13 protein-coding genes and 2 tRNA genes are annotated in these 13,960 nt (G+C 73.2%); 11 read left to right on the forward strand and 4 right to left on the reverse strand.

Annotated elements, in window-relative coordinates:
* Positions 1-151: 151 nt before the first annotated feature.
* The gene (locus ACFWI8_RS16410; RefSeq protein ID WP_387091257.1) at positions 152-676 is read right to left on the reverse strand and encodes a universal stress protein; all 525 of its coding nucleotides are present in this window, start codon (positions 674-676) and stop codon (positions 152-154) included.
* 709 nt (positions 677-1,385) lie between these two features.
* Between ACFWI8_RS16410 and ACFWI8_RS16415 the strand changes: the two genes are divergently transcribed.
* From ACFWI8_RS16415 to ACFWI8_RS16425, 3 genes are all read left to right on the forward strand, one after another.
* Positions 1,386-2,495, forward strand: coding sequence for a helix-turn-helix domain-containing protein (locus tag ACFWI8_RS16415; protein ID WP_311596947.1), 1,110 nt, complete (start codon positions 1,386-1,388; stop codon positions 2,493-2,495).
* A gap of 59 nt (positions 2,496-2,554) precedes the next feature.
* Positions 2,555-3,151: an oligoribonuclease gene (gene orn, locus ACFWI8_RS16420; RefSeq protein ID WP_387091260.1), complete on the forward strand. Its 597-nt coding sequence runs from the start codon at positions 2,555-2,557 to the stop codon at positions 3,149-3,151.
* An 84-nt stretch (positions 3,152-3,235) separates the two neighbouring features.
* Positions 3,236-3,311 (forward strand) — tRNA-His (locus ACFWI8_RS16425).
* 93 nt (positions 3,312-3,404) lie between these two features.
* Here ACFWI8_RS16425 and ACFWI8_RS16430 read toward each other — a convergent pair.
* Positions 3,405-4,094 carry a DUF2637 domain-containing protein gene (locus ACFWI8_RS16430; RefSeq protein ID WP_387091263.1) on the reverse strand — a complete coding sequence of 230 codons (690 nt, stop codon included), beginning with the start codon at positions 4,092-4,094 and terminating at the stop codon, positions 3,405-3,407.
* 193 nt (positions 4,095-4,287) lie between these two features.
* Between ACFWI8_RS16430 and ACFWI8_RS16435 the strand changes: the two genes are divergently transcribed.
* The 4 genes from ACFWI8_RS16435 to rsgA are packed head-to-tail and all read left to right on the forward strand — an operon-like array spanning position 4,288 to position 9,007.
* Complete coding sequence (locus ACFWI8_RS16435; protein WP_387091266.1) at positions 4,288-5,826, forward strand: sigma factor; 1,539 nt, start codon at positions 4,288-4,290, stop codon at positions 5,824-5,826.
* Between the two features lie 59 nt (positions 5,827-5,885).
* The gene (locus ACFWI8_RS16440; RefSeq protein ID WP_311596940.1) at positions 5,886-6,599 is read left to right on the forward strand and encodes a M50 family metallopeptidase; all 714 of its coding nucleotides are present in this window, start codon (positions 5,886-5,888) and stop codon (positions 6,597-6,599) included.
* 31 nt (positions 6,600-6,630) lie between these two features.
* Complete coding sequence (gene aroA, locus ACFWI8_RS16445) at positions 6,631-7,986, forward strand: 3-phosphoshikimate 1-carboxyvinyltransferase (RefSeq protein ID WP_387091270.1); 1,356 nt, start codon at positions 6,631-6,633, stop codon at positions 7,984-7,986.
* A gap of 16 nt (positions 7,987-8,002) precedes the next feature.
* Positions 8,003-9,007: a ribosome small subunit-dependent GTPase A gene (gene rsgA / locus ACFWI8_RS16450; protein ID WP_387091273.1), complete on the forward strand. Its 1,005-nt coding sequence runs from the start codon at positions 8,003-8,005 to the stop codon at positions 9,005-9,007.
* A 142-nt stretch (positions 9,008-9,149) separates the two neighbouring features.
* On the opposite strand, the gene ACFWI8_RS16455 is transcribed toward rsgA, so the two are convergent.
* Positions 9,150-9,599, reverse strand: a complete 450-nt coding sequence (locus tag ACFWI8_RS16455; RefSeq protein ID WP_387091276.1) for a TetR/AcrR family transcriptional regulator — start codon at positions 9,597-9,599, stop codon at positions 9,150-9,152.
* Between the two features lie 118 nt (positions 9,600-9,717).
* On the opposite strand from ACFWI8_RS16455, the gene hisN reads away from it, so the two are divergent.
* A complete protein-coding gene (gene hisN, locus ACFWI8_RS16460; protein WP_387091279.1) occupies positions 9,718-10,512 on the forward strand; it encodes a histidinol-phosphatase in 795 nt (264 codons plus the stop codon).
* Positions 10,513-10,743: 231 nt separating this feature from the next.
* Here hisN and ACFWI8_RS16465 read toward each other — a convergent pair whose 3' ends face one another.
* Entirely contained in the window at positions 10,744-12,198 is a 1,455-nt protein-coding gene (locus tag ACFWI8_RS16465) for a catalase (protein WP_387091455.1), read from the reverse strand.
* Positions 12,199-12,382: 184 nt separating this feature from the next.
* Between ACFWI8_RS16465 and ACFWI8_RS16470 the strand changes: the two genes are divergently transcribed.
* The 3 genes from ACFWI8_RS16470 to ACFWI8_RS16480 all read left to right on the forward strand — a co-directional run bounded on the left by ACFWI8_RS16470 (position 12,383) and on the right by ACFWI8_RS16480 (position 13,884).
* Entirely contained in the window at positions 12,383-12,826 is a 444-nt protein-coding gene (locus tag ACFWI8_RS16470) for a Fur family transcriptional regulator (protein WP_311596930.1), read from the forward strand.
* Positions 12,827-12,840: 14 nt separating this feature from the next.
* Positions 12,841-12,914 (forward strand) — tRNA-Met (locus tag ACFWI8_RS16475).
* Between the two features lie 76 nt (positions 12,915-12,990).
* Positions 12,991-13,884, forward strand: coding sequence for an acyl-CoA thioesterase (locus ACFWI8_RS16480; RefSeq protein ID WP_387091282.1), 894 nt, complete (start codon positions 12,991-12,993; stop codon positions 13,882-13,884).
* The last annotated feature ends 76 nt before the right edge of the window (positions 13,885-13,960 follow it).

Here is a 13,960-nt window from a genome sequence, read left to right on the forward strand (position 1 = left end):
CCGGCGCGCAGCGCCTGCCGGCGGCAGCCGGCGGCGGCAGCCGGTTCCCCGCCGGTGAGCCGGGTGCGCGGGCGGGGACATGTCGGCCGGGACAGCAGGTAACAGGGCCAAGCCCCCGGCAGGGGAGCCGCAGGGGAGCGCCAGGGAACCGTCAGGGGATGACGATCACGGGGCGCCTGGCCCGGCGGGCGAGGCGGCCGGAGACCGAGCCGAAGAGCCGGCCGAGCAGGCCGTGGGTCGTGCCCACCACGATCGCGTCGGCCGCGTACTCCTGGCCGACCTCCTCGAGCTCGTGGCAGATGTCCCCGCCGCGCTCGAGCAGCACCCACGGCACCTCGGACAGGTAGTCCGAGCAGGCCAGCTCCAGACCCAGCACCTCCGTGCGGTGGTCCGGGACGTCGACCAGGGCCGGCGGCTCGCAGCCCGCCCAGACCGTGGTCGGCAGCCGGTTGGCGACGTGCACGATGATCAGCCCGCAGTTGGACCTGTTGGCCATGCCCACCGCGTACGCGAGGGCACGCTCGCTCGATGTCGAGCCGTCGAAGCCGACCACCACACCATGCTGGAACGCCGGGTCGTGCGATGTGTGCGACTCCACCACCGAATCGGGCGTGGTGGACGAGGGATCGACGACGCGTCTGCGATCCGCTGGTTCGGGGAACTCGTATCCAGCCATCGGAGCCTCAGCGGTGGGTCAGTGAGGAAGCCTCGGGGTCATGCCGGCGATGGAGGCGGAGGAACGTTGGTCGTGATGTCACAGGTTCCTCCTCCAGAGTACGGCGTTAGCTACCTAGTGCCCAGGGACGGTGCGTACAACCCCTGAAACCAGGCACGGAACCGTGACCGAGCAGCATGCCCTACGGGTGGCCGGGGACGCAATGCTTTCGGACACATTGCGGTACCTCCGCTGCCGGAGCGTGACCGTCGACACCACCCGGCGCCTTCTCTTCTTGACATGTCCGCCCTACCTGCAACGATGCGCCCGGCGCGCGCCCCGGGGGCAAGGTTGCGCGGCAGGTGGTGCCCAGCGCCCGGCTGGTCCGACTGTCTTGCTGACGACTTTTATTTTCAGCCAACTTCCCCTTGGGCGAACCGCGTTGCCCACCTGTCACACCAACCCCATGGGTATACCGTCGGAGAGAGCCGTGCCGGGCCGTCCGCCCCACCCGTGACAAGTCACCGGGGAAAGGCGCACTTCCCCCAACTGCTCCTACGTGTAACGCTTCCTGATCGAATGCTTCGCGCCACGTTGTCATGTCGATTTAGCGCCGAGTGATGAACTTGTCCCGCCGACCTCGCCTGACACAGTAGATTCGATCTTGGCAATCACGTCGGGGGAAACGTGCAGGACCGAGAGGATGCGACGACCGAGGGAACTGAGGAGCATGAGCCAGGACCCAACGCACGGCCCCGAGCCCGCCGTCAAGCTCGCTGCCCGACGCCGCCGCGAAGTCGTCGCGGTGTTGCTGTTCAGCGGCAGTCCCATGTTCGAGAGCTCCATCCCGCTGTCCGTCTTCGGCGTCGACCGCCAGGATGCCGGGGTGCCGCGATACCGGTTGCTCGCCTGCGCCGGCGAGGAGGGGCCGCTGCGCACCACCGGCGGCCTCGAACTGCGCGCCCCCTACGGGCTGGGCGCCGTGGCGCGGGCCGGCACGGTGATCGTGCCCGCCTGGCGGTCGATCACCGGGCCGCCGCCGGCCGCGGCGCTCGCCGCCCTGCGGCGCGCGCACAGCGAGGGGGCGAGGATCGTCGGTCTCTGCACGGGCGCCTTCGCCCTCGGGGCGGCCGGTCTGCTCGACGGCAGGCCGGCGACCACGCACTGGATGTACGCCCCCACGCTCGCCAAGCGCTACCCGTCGGTCCATGTGGACCCCAGGGAGCTCTTCGTGGACGACGGGGACATCCTCACGTCGGCCGGCACAGCCGCCGGCATCGACCTGTGCCTGCACATCGTCCGCCAGGACCACGGCCCCGAGGCCGCGGCGGCCCTGGCCCGCCGCCTGGTGCTGCCGCCCCGGCGGGGGAACGGCGTGGAGACCGGCCAGCACCGGCACCTCGACAGGTCTTTACCAGAGGACATCGGAGCCGACCCGCTGGCCGAGGTGGTGGCCTGGGCGCTCGAACACCTGCACGAGCAGTTCGACGTGGAGACGCTCGCGGCCCGCGCCTACATGAGCCGTCGCACCTTCGACCGGCGTTTCCGTGCCCTCACTGGGAGCGCTCCCCTGCAGTGGTTGATCACCCAGCGGGTGCTCCAGGCGCAGCGGCTGCTCGAGGTGTCCGACTACTCGGTGGACGAGGTCGCGGGCCGCTGCGGCTTCCGGTCCCCGGTGGCGCTGCGTGGCCACTTCAGGCGGCAGCTCGGGGCTTCTCCCGCCGCCTACCGGGCCGCGTACCGGGCGCGCCAGCAGGACAGCACGGCGGGCCGCGCCAAGCCCGTCGGGGACGGCTTCTCACCCCGCCTGCCGGGCCAGCGGGGGCGCCCGACGCCGTAGGGGGCGCGGGAGGGGCGTTGCAGTGAGCCGGTCGCGCTGAGCGACGTAAGGTTGTTCGCATGAACGATCGCTTGGTGTGGATCGACTGCGAGATGACCGGGCTCTCGCTGGCCGACGACGCGCTCATCGAGGTGGCCGCGCTGGTGACCGACTCGGAGCTCAACGTGCTCGGCGAGGGGGTGGACATCGTCATCCGCCCCCCGGCCGAGGCGCTGGCCTCGATGCCGGAGGTGGTGCGCACCATGCACACCGCCTCGGGGCTGCTGGACGAGCTGGCCGCGGGCACCACGCTGGCCGACGCCGAGCGGCAGGTCCTGGACTACGTGCGCGAGCACGCCCCCGAGGCCGGCAAGACGCCCCTCTGCGGGAACTCGATCGGCACCGACCGCGGCTTCCTCGCCCGTGACATGCCGCGGCTCGAGTCCCACCTGCACTACCGGGTGATCGACGTCTCCTCGGTCAAGGAGCTGGCCCGCCGCTGGTACCCCAGGGCGTACTTCAACAGCCCCGAGAAGGCCGGCAACCACCGCGCCCTGGCGGACATCAAGGAGTCCATCGCCGAGCTGCGCTACTACCGCGAGGCCATCTTCGTGCCCCAGCCGGGACCGGACTCCGAGGCGGCCCGGCGGATCGCCGCCCAGCACGTGGTCTCCTGACCGGCGCGTGCTCTCCTGCAAAGCGGCACGTGGCACCCCCGGCGACCCTGTATGCTTTTGAACCGGTCGCTGCGGCGGCCCACGGTGGGTGTAGCTCAGTTGGTAGAGCACCTGGTTGTGGTCCAGGTGGTCGCGGGTTCGAGTCCCGTCACTCACCCCAGTTTCTCCAGGGCCCGGCCCGCGGATGCGCGGTCGGGCCTTTCGCATGCCCTGGTCCGGTCCACCGGGGCCGGCGTGACGGGAGTGAAGTACGTCACACCGTCCCGGCTCGACTCTGGCTGGCGACCGTCCGTTGGCGGGGCAGCGCGTGGCGCGGCGGACTGATCAGAGTGATCTGCCGGACGATCTGGTGGAAGGCCACGAGCGCCGAAATGGGGGGCAGACCTGCCACGGCCACGTCGGTCATGGTGGGTGGCGCCTGTGCTACGCAGAGCGCGACGGCGAGCCCGGAGAAGAGCACGACGACCGCCCAGGAGTGCCGGGCGTGCCGCTGGTGCAGGGCGGCGCGCAGGATGGAGAGCGAGGCGACCAGCCAGGGGCCGTAGATCAGCAGCGGCCAGCAGGCGGTGAGCGCGGCGGAGGAGCCCGGGCTCGCGACCTGACGCAGCGGCTCGTAGGAGATCAGCCCGCCCAGCACGCTCAGCATCGCCACCAGGACGGCGGCGGCCGCGGCCAGCAGCAGGCTCGACCAGCGCACCCAGCGCACCTTCGCCGGCTGGCCCGACCACTGCACGCGCCGGCGGCGGCCGCGGTGGCGGGGCAGGGAGGCGCTGGGCGGCGGGTGGTGGATGGGCGGGATGGGCGGCCCGAAGATGCCCGCGAGCGGGGTGGTGTCGTCCGAGATCCCCCAGTTCTGGTGCGGGGAGCGGAGTTCGGGTGGCACCAGGAGTGTGGTCTCCTCGGAGGGGTGCCAGGGGGCGTCGCGCTGCTCAGGCATCGTCATCGGATCGGGGTCCTCGGCTAGTTGGTGTCACATTCCAGCAACGATGCGCGTGTTGCGGGGATGTGGGGCATTGGGGTGAAGGCGGAGGGTAGGACGGCTCGGCACGATGCCTTGACCAAACGGAGCGCACGATCTTGGCTGTTGCCATGCGTCACCGGGGAATCCGATCGCACACGTGTCGGCGGGGGGACTCATGACCGAGCCCGAGGAGGAGTCGCCGCCGGACCAGGCGCTGTTGGACCGGGTCAGGCGGGGGGACGAGGCGGCCTTCGGCGAGCTGTACCGACGGCACGTCGGGGGAGTCAAGCGCTACGCCCGGCTGTGCTGCCAGGACCCGCACCTGGTCGAGGACCTCACGGCCGAGGTGTTCGCGCGGACGCTGCGCCTGGTGCGCGGCGGCGCCGGGCCCGACGCCGCGGTGCGGGCGTACCTGCTGACCATCCTGCGGCGGGTGGCCGCACAGTGGGTTGCCGAGGGGCGCATGGAGCAACTGGTCGGCGAAACCGACCAGTTGGCGCCGGCCAGCCGGGCGGTCTGCGCGCCGTCCGAGGTGCTGGCGCTCTCCCGGGCCGACTGCTCGATGGCCGCCCGCGCCTTCCGCAGCCTGCCAGAGCGGTGGCGGGCCGTGCTGTGGCACACGACGGTGGAGAACGAGCCGGTGAGCCGGGTCGCGCCGCTCCTCGGGCTCACCCCCAACGCGACGGCGGTGCTGGCGTTCCGCGCCCGGGAGGGGCTGCGGACCGCCTACCTCCAGGCGCATGTGTCCTCCTCGCTGACGAGGCAGGAGGAGTGCCGGGAGTACGCGGGCCGGCTCGGCGCCTACGCGCGGCGCAGTTCGCGGCGGCGGGGCTTCCGCGAGCTGCGCCGACATCTGGACCGCTGCGCGCGGTGCCGGTCGGCCTATCTGGAGCTGGTGGACCTCAACTCGACGCTGCGCGGTCTGGTGCCCACGGGTCTGGTCGCCTTCTTCGCGGCGACCAGGATCGCCGGCGGTTCCGCGGGCATCGCCGCGGAGCTGAGCCCGGTCGGCGCGGTCGGCGTCGGCGGGGTGTTCGGCAAGGCGGCGGTCACCGCGACGTTCGCGCTGGCCACCGGGGCGATGGCGGTGACCCCGCTGCCGATGCCGGTGCCCGTGCCGGGGCCCGGCCAGCAGGGGCCGCCGGCCGCGACGGCGGAGGCGGATCCCGGCGGGTCGCCGGTGGGCGGCTGGCCGATCGGGCACGCACCGCACGTGCCCGAGCCGACCGGCGACGCGTCGGTTCCCGTGCCGTCCGCGCCGGGGCGACCGGCGGAGGAGGCGAGGACGGACGGCCCCGAGCGTGACACGGGGAACGGGCAGGCACTCGGCAGGGACTCGGACGGGGCGGTCGCCGCGGGGCGGGACGGGCTCCTGCCGGAGACGGCGGCCACGCCGGAGACCGCGGCCACGCCGGCGACGCCGGACCCGTCCGCGACGCCTTCGATCCCCGCGACGCCGGCGAGTCCCGCGGCCGGCGCCCAGGGGCAGGACCGCGGCCAGGGCCTGGGTCTAGGTCTGGGGCAGGACCGTGGCCAGGGACAGGAGCGGGGGAGGGGCCAGGAGGAGCCGGGCCCGCCGGCCGGTCCGCCGGGGCACGGCGGGGACGGTCAGCACGGCGCCGACGGCGCCGAGGGCGCCGTTCCCACGGCGGACCCCACGGCGGACCCCATGGCGGACCCGCTCCGGGTGCCGACGCAGCGGTCCGCGCCCTGAGCGTCCCGGCGTCCCCATAGGATCGGAGGCCGGCCGAGCAGCCCGACCCCCGGGGGATCATGGATATCGCTGACATCGACGAGCTGTGGGACCGCGTGACCGGCACCCAGCCAGCGCCCGAGCTCTGGCTGATAGTCGGCGCGGCCGTCGTCGCCCTGGCGGCGGTCGCGCCGTACGGCGTGTGGCGGGTGGCGCGGAACACCATCACCATCGCCCACGAGGGCGGCCACGGGCTGGTGGCCCTGCTGACCGGCCGCAAGCTGGAGGGCATACGCCTGCACTCCGACACCTCGGGCCTGACCGTCTCCCGGGGCAAGCCCACCGGCGTCGGCATGATCCTCACCGCGGCGGCCGGCTACACCGCCCCCTCGCTGCTCGGCCTCGCCGGCGCCGCCCTGCTGTCCGCCGGCCGCATCACCCTGTTGCTCTGGGGCGCCACCGCCCTGCTGCTCGCGCTGCTGGTCATGGTCCGCAACGCCTACGGCGCGCTGACCGTGGTCCTCACCTCGGCCGCCTTCCTGCTGGTGTCCTGGCTCACCGAGCCAGACGTGCAGGCCGCCTTCGCCTACGTCGTGGTGTGGTTCCTGCTCCTCGGGGGCGTGCGCCCGGTGTTCGAACTCCAGGCCAAGCGCCGGCGCGGTGCCGCGCGGGACTCCGACGCCGACCAGCTCGCCAGGCTCACCTCCGTCCCCCCGCTGATGTGGCTGATCCTCTTCCACGCCGTGTCGCTCACCTCGCTGACCGGCGGCGGACGGTGGCTGCTCGACCTCTGACGGTGGGCCCCGCGCGACTAAAGTGAGAGGCATGACCGACAACAGCGAAAGCCTCGCCCTCTGGCCCGCGCCGCTCGCCGATGGCGCCATCGACGCCACCGTCACCGTCCCCGGATCCAAGTCGGTCACCAACCGGGCGCTGATCCTCGCCGCCCTGGCCGCCGATCCCGGCTGGCTGCGGCGCCCGTTGCGCTCCCGGGACACCCTGCTGATGGCGGGCGGGCTCCGGGCGCTCGGCATCGGCATCGAGGAGACCGTCTCCTCGGACTCCCCGGTCTCCGGGCTGCCGCTCGGCCGCGGCGAGTCGTGGCGGATCATCCCGACCACCCCGCAGGCGCCGGCCGCCGTCGACGTCGGCAACGCCGGCACGGTGATGCGCTTCCTGCCGCCCTTCGCCGCGCTCGCCGAGGGCCCGGTCGCCTTCGACGGCGACAAGCGGTCCCACGAGCGCCCGCTGCACGGTCTCATCGCCGCCCTGCGCGCCCTCGGCGTGCGTGTCGAGGACGGCGGGCGCGGCGCGCTGCCGCTGACCCTGCACGGCTCGGGCTCGGTCGAGGGCGGGTACGTGGAGGTCGACGCGTCGTCCTCCTCGCAGTTCATCAGCGCGCTGCTGCTCTCCGCGCCGCGCTTCAACCAGGGCGTGGAGGTACGTCACGTCGGCGCCACGCTGCCGTCCATGCCGCACATCCGGATGTCCGTCGACATGCTGCGGAAGGCCGGCGCCCGGGTCGACTCGCCCGACTCCGGCGGCGAGCCCAACGTGTGGCGGGTCAGGCCCGGCGCGCTGCTCGGCGGCGACCTGGTCGTCGAGCCCGACCTGTCCAACGCCCAGCCGTTCCTGGCCGCCGCCCTGGTCACCGGCGGCCGCGTCACCATCCCCGACTGGCCGCGCGCCACCACGCAGCCCGGCGACGCGCTGCGCCGCATCTTCACGGAGATGGGCGGCACCTGCGTGCTCGACGACCGCGGGCTGACCCTCACCGGCACCGGCCGGGTGCGGGGCATCGACGCCGACCTGAGCGAGGTCGGCGAGCTGACCCCGGGCATCGCGGCGGTGGCCGCGCTGGCCGACAGCGAGTCGGTGCTGCGCGGCGTCGCGCACCTGCGGCTGCACGAGACCGACCGGCTCGCCGCGCTCACCAAGGAGATCAACTCGCTCGGCGGCGACGTCACCGAGACCGCCGACGGGCTGCGGATCCGCCCTCGGCCGCTGCACGGCGGCGTCTTCCACACCTACGACGACCACCGGCTCGCCACGGCGGGCGCGCTGCTCGGCCTGCTGGTCAAGGACGTGGAGGTGGAGAACATCGCCACCACCGGCAAGACCATGCCGGACTTCCCCGACCTGTGGCACGGCATGTTGGCGGCGTCGGGGCCGAGGGCCTGAGAAGGCCGCGGTAGCCATGCGCCGGTACGGCAAGCACACCGACGAGGACGACGTCCGTGTCCGCCCCAGCCGGCGGGGCACCCGGCCGCGCACCCACCGGCGTCCCAAGCACGAGGACGCCGCCGAGGGCTTCGTGGTCACGGTGGACCGCGGCCGGTTCACGTGTCTCGTCGAGGACCGCGTGATCACGGCGATGAAGGCCAGGGAGCTGGGCCGCAAGAGCGTGGTCGTGGGCGACCGGGTGGCCGTGGTGGGTGACCTGTCGGGGGACCGGGACACCCTGGCCAGGATCGTCAGGATCGAGGACCGTTCCTCGACGCTGCGGCGGACGGCGGACGACGACGACCCGTTCGAGCGGGTGGTGGTGGCCAACGCGGACCAGCTGGCGATCGTCACGGCGCTCGCCGACCCCGAGCCGCGGCCCCGGCTGATCGATCGCTGCCTGGTGGCCGCCTACGACGCCGGGCTCGACCCGCTGCTGATCCTGACCAAGGCCGACCTGGCCCCGGCCGAGCCGCTGCTGGAGACGTACGCGCCGCTCGGCGTCCGCCATGTGGTCACCACCGCCGAGGAGTTCGGCGGCGACCCGGCGGCCGTGGCGCGGGTGCGCGAGCTGCTGGTCGACCGGGTCACGGCCTTCGTCGGGCACAGCGGGGTGGGCAAGACGACGCTGGTCAACGCGCTGGTTCCGGAGCGGCGGCGGGCCACGGGCGAGGTCAACGTGGTCACCGGGCGCGGCCGGCACACCACCGTCTCGGCGCTCGCGCTGCCGCTGCCCGGCGCGCCGGGCTGGGTCATCGACACGCCCGGGGTGCGGTCGTTCGGGCTGCACCATGTGCGGCCGTCCCGGGTGATCCACGCCTTCCCGGACCTGGAGCCCGGCACGGCGGAGTGCCCGCGCGCCTGCTCGCACGACGAGCCGGACTGCGCCCTCGACGCGTGGGTGGCCGAGGGCCACGCGGAGCCGGCCAGGCTCGCCTCGCTGCGGCGGCTCCTGGCGTCCCGGGAACGTACGGACTAGGCGCCGGGCGTCCGCCCCGGTCGCTCGGCTCAGGGCCCCCAAGCGGCGGAGCCGCGCGTCGTCGGCGGCGCGGCTCGTAGGTGGCCGCACCCGCGCGGCGCCCGGCAAGCCGCTCCGCGGGGCTGCGCGGGCGCGTCGCCGGTCACGGGGCGATCAGGTGGGAGACGGCCAGGCGGATGGCGGATTCGCAGTCGGTCGGGGAGGCGTGCGGTAGGGCGCGGACGGCGCGGTCGCGTAACTCGGCGATCAGTCGCGCCGGTGGCGCGCCGGTCGGCGGCGCGCCAGCGCACTGGCAGCCGGTGAGGGCCGCCCGCACCACGCGGTCGGCGCGGGCCGTCGCCAGGATCCAGTCGGCGGCGCCGTCCAGCGAGCGGCGGCGGGCGAGTTGGGCGGCGAAGCCGTCGAGGAGCAGGGCGGTGCGGTGGGCCGTGAGGGCGGCGCCGAGCCCCTCCTTGCCCCCGAACTCGTTGTAGAGGGTCTGCCGCGAGACGCCGGCCGTCGCGGCCACCTCCACCATCCGGACGCGCCGCCAGGGGCGCGACTCCACGGCGGCACCGGCCGCATCGAGCAGTGACTCACGCGCGGTGGGCATCGTCGCCTCCTCGCCTGCCCGGGGCCGCGACGCCCCGGTGCGGCACAGGATTGACGCGGCGTCACGGGCTGTCAAGGTGGTTCGCGGGGCCCGGCGAGCCGTGCCGGATACTGGGGGCATGCCGGACTACCACGATGATCTGCGTCTCGCCCACGTGCTGGCCGACGCCGCCGACGCCGCGACGATGGAGCGGTTCAAGGCGCTCGACCTGAAGGTCGACACCAAGCCGGACATGACGCCGGTCAGCGAGGCCGACACGGCCGCCGAGGAGCTGATCAGGTCGGCCCTCCAGCGGGCCAGGCCGCGGGACGCGGTGCTCGGCGAGGAGTTCGGCAGCGAGGGGCAGGGACCACGGCGCTGGATCGTCGATCCGATCGACGGCACCAAGAACTACGTGCGGGGCGTCCCGGTGTGGGCCACGCTGATCGCGCTGCTCGACCGCGGCGAGGGCGGGGACCGGCCGGTGGTCGGGGTGGTCTCGGCGCCCGCGATCGGCCGCCGCTGGTGGGCCGCCGAGGGGGCCGGCGCCTACACCGGGCGCAGCCTGACGTCGGCGACCCGGCTGCGGGTGTCGGCGGTGTCCGAGCTGGCCGACGCCTCGTTCTCCTACTCCTCGCTCGGCGGCTGGGAGGAGCTCGGCCGGCTCGACGCGTTCCTCCAGCTGGGCCGGGAGTGCTGGCGCACCCGGGCCTTCGGCGACTTCTGGTCCTACATGATGGTGGCCGAGGGCGCCGTCGACATGTGCGCCGAGCCCGAGCTGTCGCTGTGGGACATGGCGGCGCCGGCGATCGTGGTGAAGGAGGCCGGCGGCCGCTTCACCGGCCTCGACGGCCGCGAAGGGCCGCACAGCGGCAACGCGGTGGCCTCCAACGGCCTGCTCCACGAGGAGCTGCTGCGGCGGCTCGGCGACTGACGGTTCGCGCGCGCGGGCTCGGCGGGGCCGGCGGTCGGGCTCGCTGTCGTGGGTGTCGAGCGGTGCCGGTGGTCGGACTGCCGGAGGCATGCCGCCGGCGGTCGGGCTCGCTGTCGTGGGTGTCGAGCGGTGCCGGTGGTCGAACCGCCGGGGCACGGCGTGGCAGAGCCGCCCGAGGCCGGTGGCGCGCCGGGCGCGCCACCGGCCCGGGTGGTTACGGCAAGGGCACCGTCACCGGCCGCGGAGGGCCTGGACCGCGGCCTGGAGCCGCTTGCCGTAGTCCTCGTCCGCCTTGCGGAAGTTCTCGATCGCCCGCTCGGCGATGTCGTTGCGGGAGACCTGGGCGATGAAGCCTGCCAGGTTGGCGACCAGCCGCTCCCGCTCCTCCTCCGACATCAGCCGGTAGAGGTTGCCGGCCTGGACGAAGTCGTCGTCCTCGGCGTGGACGGGCGTCGGGTGGTCGCCGGTGACGCCGGCGACGGGCACCGGCTCCCACAGCGGGCGGTCGGTCTGGGCCGGGCCGCCGAAGCTGTTGGGCTCGTAGTTCCTGGCGCCGCCGTGCCGGCCGTCGTACGCGAAGCCGTCCCGGGCGTTGGTGCGGGCCTCGGTGGCGTGCGGGCGGTTGACCGGCAGGTGGTCCGCGTTGACGCCGACGCGGTAGCGGTGGGCGTCGCCGTAGGCGAAGAGCCGGCCCTGGAGCATCTTGTCGGGCGAGGGGCCGATGCCCGGCACGAAGTGGTGCGGGGAGAAGATCGACTGCTCGACCTCGGCGAAGACGTTCTCCGGGTTGCGGTTGAGCTCCAGCTTCCCGATCTCGATCGGCGGGTAGTCGGCGTGCGGCCAGACCTTGGTCAGGTCGAACGGGTTGAACCGGTAGGTGGCGGCGTCGGCGGCCGGCATGATCTGCACCTGGACGGTCCAGCTGGGGAAGTCGCCGTTCTCGATGGCGACGCGCAGGTCGCGCTGGTGGCTGTCCGGGTCCTGGCCGGCCAGCACCGCGGCCTCCTCGGAGGTCAGGTTCCTGATGCCCTGGTCGGTCTTGAAGTGGTACTTCACCCAGAAGACCTCGCCCGCCTCGTTGCTCCACTGGAAGGTGTGGGAGCCGAAGCCGTCCATGTGGCGGTAGCTGGCGGGGATGCCGCGGTCGCCGAAGAGCCAGGTCACCTGGTGGGTGGACTCGGGGCTCAGCCCCCAGAAGTCCCAGACGTTGTCCGCCTCCTGGGAGCCGGTGTAGGGGTCCCGCTTCTGGGTGTGGATGAAGTCGGGGAACTTGATGGCGTCCCTGATGAAGAAGACCGGGGTGTTGTTGCCGACGAGGTCGTAGTTGCCCTCCTCGGTGTAGAACTTCAGGGCGAAGCCGCGCGGGTCGCGCACGGCGTCGGCCGAGCCCAGGCTGCCCGCGACGGTGGAGAAGCGCAGGAAGACCTCGGTCCGCTTGCCGATCTCGGAGAGGAACCGGGCCCTGGTGTACGGCGTCACGTCGGCGGTGACCGTGAAGGTGCCGTAGGCGCCGGCGCCGCGGGCGTGCACGACGCGCTCCGGGATCCGCTCGCGGTTGAAGTGCGCGAGCTTCTCGATCAGGAGCTGGTCCTGGATGAGACCAGGGCCGCCGGGACCGGCGGACTGGCTGTTCTGGTTGTCCGCCACCGGGGCACCGGCCTCGGTGGTCAGCGGTCCGGCTGCGATCTGGTCGGTCATCTGCCTGTCACGCCCTTCGGGTGCTTGTCGGGTACTGCCGGGATGTCGTTCTGCCGTGCGGCCCCCCTTGGCCGTTGACAGAACCGATCCTATATTGGACTTTGTCCAAGTCAAGATGACGACCTACATCACATCCCGTCCGAGGTGGCGGGTCGCCAGCTAGGGTGGTGCCATGAGTGATCTCCTGCGGAGACTCCGCGAGCGCGGGTGGCGGCTCACGGCCCAGCGCCGGGTCATCGCCGAGGTGCTGGACGGTGAGCACGTGCACTTCACCGCCGACGAGGTGCACGCCAGGGCCGTCGCGCGCCTGCCGGAGATCTCGCGCGCCTCCGTCTACAACACGCTCGGCGAGCTGGTCGCGCTCGGCGAGGTGATCGAGGTCACCACGGACGGGCGCGCCAAGCGGTACGACCCCAACGCGCACCAGCCGCACCAGCACCTGGTCTGCTCCGGCTGCGGCGCGATGCGGGACGTGCGGCTCGCCGGCGACCCGCTGCGGGCGCTGCCGGAGGACGAGCGGTTCGGCTTCGTCGTCTCGGACGTCACGGTCACCTACTACGGGCGCTGCCCCGAGTGCGGGGCCGGCGATTTGCGGGAAGCCTCCGGCGCCGACTAAGGTGGAGAACACGACGCGGGGTGGAGCAGCTCGGTAGCTCGCTGGGCTCATAACCCAGAGGTCGCAGGTTCAAATCCTGTCCCCGCTACTGAACACGGAGGCCCGGATCCATCGGATCCGGGCCTCCGTGCTGCGCGTTCCGGGCCGCGGGGGAGAATCGGCGCATGGACGCTACTCTCCAGTACCTTCTGGGACTGCTCGATCTGGAGCCGATCGAACAGGACATATTCCGGGGCGCCAGCCACGACTGGGTGATCCCCCGGGTCTTCGGCGGCCAGGTTGCCGCGCAGGCCCTGGTCGCCGCCTGCCGGACCGTGCCGGAGGAGCGGCTGCCGCACTCGCTGCACTCCTACTTCCTGCGCCCGGGCGACCCAGGTGCGCCCATCGTCTACACGGTCGACCGGATCAGGGACGGCCGTTCCTTCACCACCCGCCGGGTGGTCGCCGTCCAGCACGGCCAGCCGATCTTCCACCTCTCGGCCTCCTTCCAGCCCGCCGAGGAGGGCCTGGAACACCAGGAGCCGATGCCGTCGGCCCCCGACCCCGAGACGCTGCCCACCGCCGACGAGCTGCTGCCGCGCCACGCCCACCGGTTCCTCGACCCCGCCGTGGCCGACCTGCTGCTCGAGGCCCGGCGCGCCATCGACCTGCGGTACGTCGACGAGCCGCCGTTCGCCACCGCCGGGCGGCCGCGCGAGCCGCGCTCGCAGGTGTGGTTCCGGGTCAACGGCAAGCTCGACGGCGACCGGGACACGCCCGTCTCGCACCTGTGCCTCGGCACCTACGTCTCCGACATGACGCTGCTCGACTCGGTGCTGCTCGCCCACGGCAGGGGCGGCTGGACGGTGGGCGACATCGTGGGCGCCAGCCTGGACCACGCCATGTGGTTCCACCGGCCGTTCCGCGCCGACGAGTGGCTGCTGTACGACACGGACTCGCCGTCCTCCCAGGGCGGCCGCGGGCTGGCCCACGGCCGGATCTTCACCAGGGAAGGACGCCTGGCGGTCACGGTGATGCAGGAGGGCCTGATGAGGGTCCCCCGGACCGGGCGCGCCTGACGGGCGGCGGTATCCGGACGGGGGGATCCGCCGTGCACGGGTCTTGACGGTGGCCGGGTGGGGGCGGCACAGTTTC

Origin of the sequence: Streptomyces sp. NPDC127098, from assembly GCF_042722465.1 — a bacterium.
Classification (GTDB): domain Bacteria; phylum Actinomycetota; class Actinomycetes; order Streptomycetales; family Streptomycetaceae; genus Streptomyces; species Streptomyces millisiae.

Bases quoted from the DNA above. Each gene is read 5' to 3' on its own strand.
- ACFWI8_RS16480 (WP_387091282.1), top strand. From the start codon at position 12,991: ATGGACGCTACTCTCCAGTACCTTCTGGGACTGCTCGATCTGGAGCCG.
- ACFWI8_RS16415 (WP_311596947.1), top strand. From the start codon at position 1,386: ATGAGCCAGGACCCAACGCACGGCCCCGAGCCCGCCGTCAAGCTCGCT.
- orn (WP_387091260.1), top strand. From the start codon at position 2,555: ATGAACGATCGCTTGGTGTGGATCGACTGCGAGATGACCGGGCTCTCG.
- ACFWI8_RS16435 (WP_387091266.1), top strand. From the start codon at position 4,288: ATGACCGAGCCCGAGGAGGAGTCGCCGCCGGACCAGGCGCTGTTGGAC.
- hisN (WP_387091279.1), top strand. From the start codon at position 9,718: ATGCCGGACTACCACGATGATCTGCGTCTCGCCCACGTGCTGGCCGAC.
- ACFWI8_RS16455 (WP_387091276.1), bottom strand. From the start codon at position 9,599: ATGCCCACCGCGCGTGAGTCACTGCTCGATGCGGCCGGTGCCGCCGTG.
- ACFWI8_RS16470 (WP_311596930.1), top strand. From the start codon at position 12,383: ATGAGTGATCTCCTGCGGAGACTCCGCGAGCGCGGGTGGCGGCTCACG.
- ACFWI8_RS16430 (WP_387091263.1), bottom strand. From the start codon at position 4,094: ATGACGATGCCTGAGCAGCGCGACGCCCCCTGGCACCCCTCCGAGGAG.
- aroA (WP_387091270.1), top strand. From the start codon at position 6,631: ATGACCGACAACAGCGAAAGCCTCGCCCTCTGGCCCGCGCCGCTCGCC.
- ACFWI8_RS16440 (WP_311596940.1), top strand. From the start codon at position 5,886: ATGGATATCGCTGACATCGACGAGCTGTGGGACCGCGTGACCGGCACC.
- ACFWI8_RS16410 (WP_387091257.1), bottom strand. From the start codon at position 676: ATGGCTGGATACGAGTTCCCCGAACCAGCGGATCGCAGACGCGTCGTC.
- rsgA (WP_387091273.1), top strand. From the start codon at position 8,003: ATGCGCCGGTACGGCAAGCACACCGACGAGGACGACGTCCGTGTCCGC.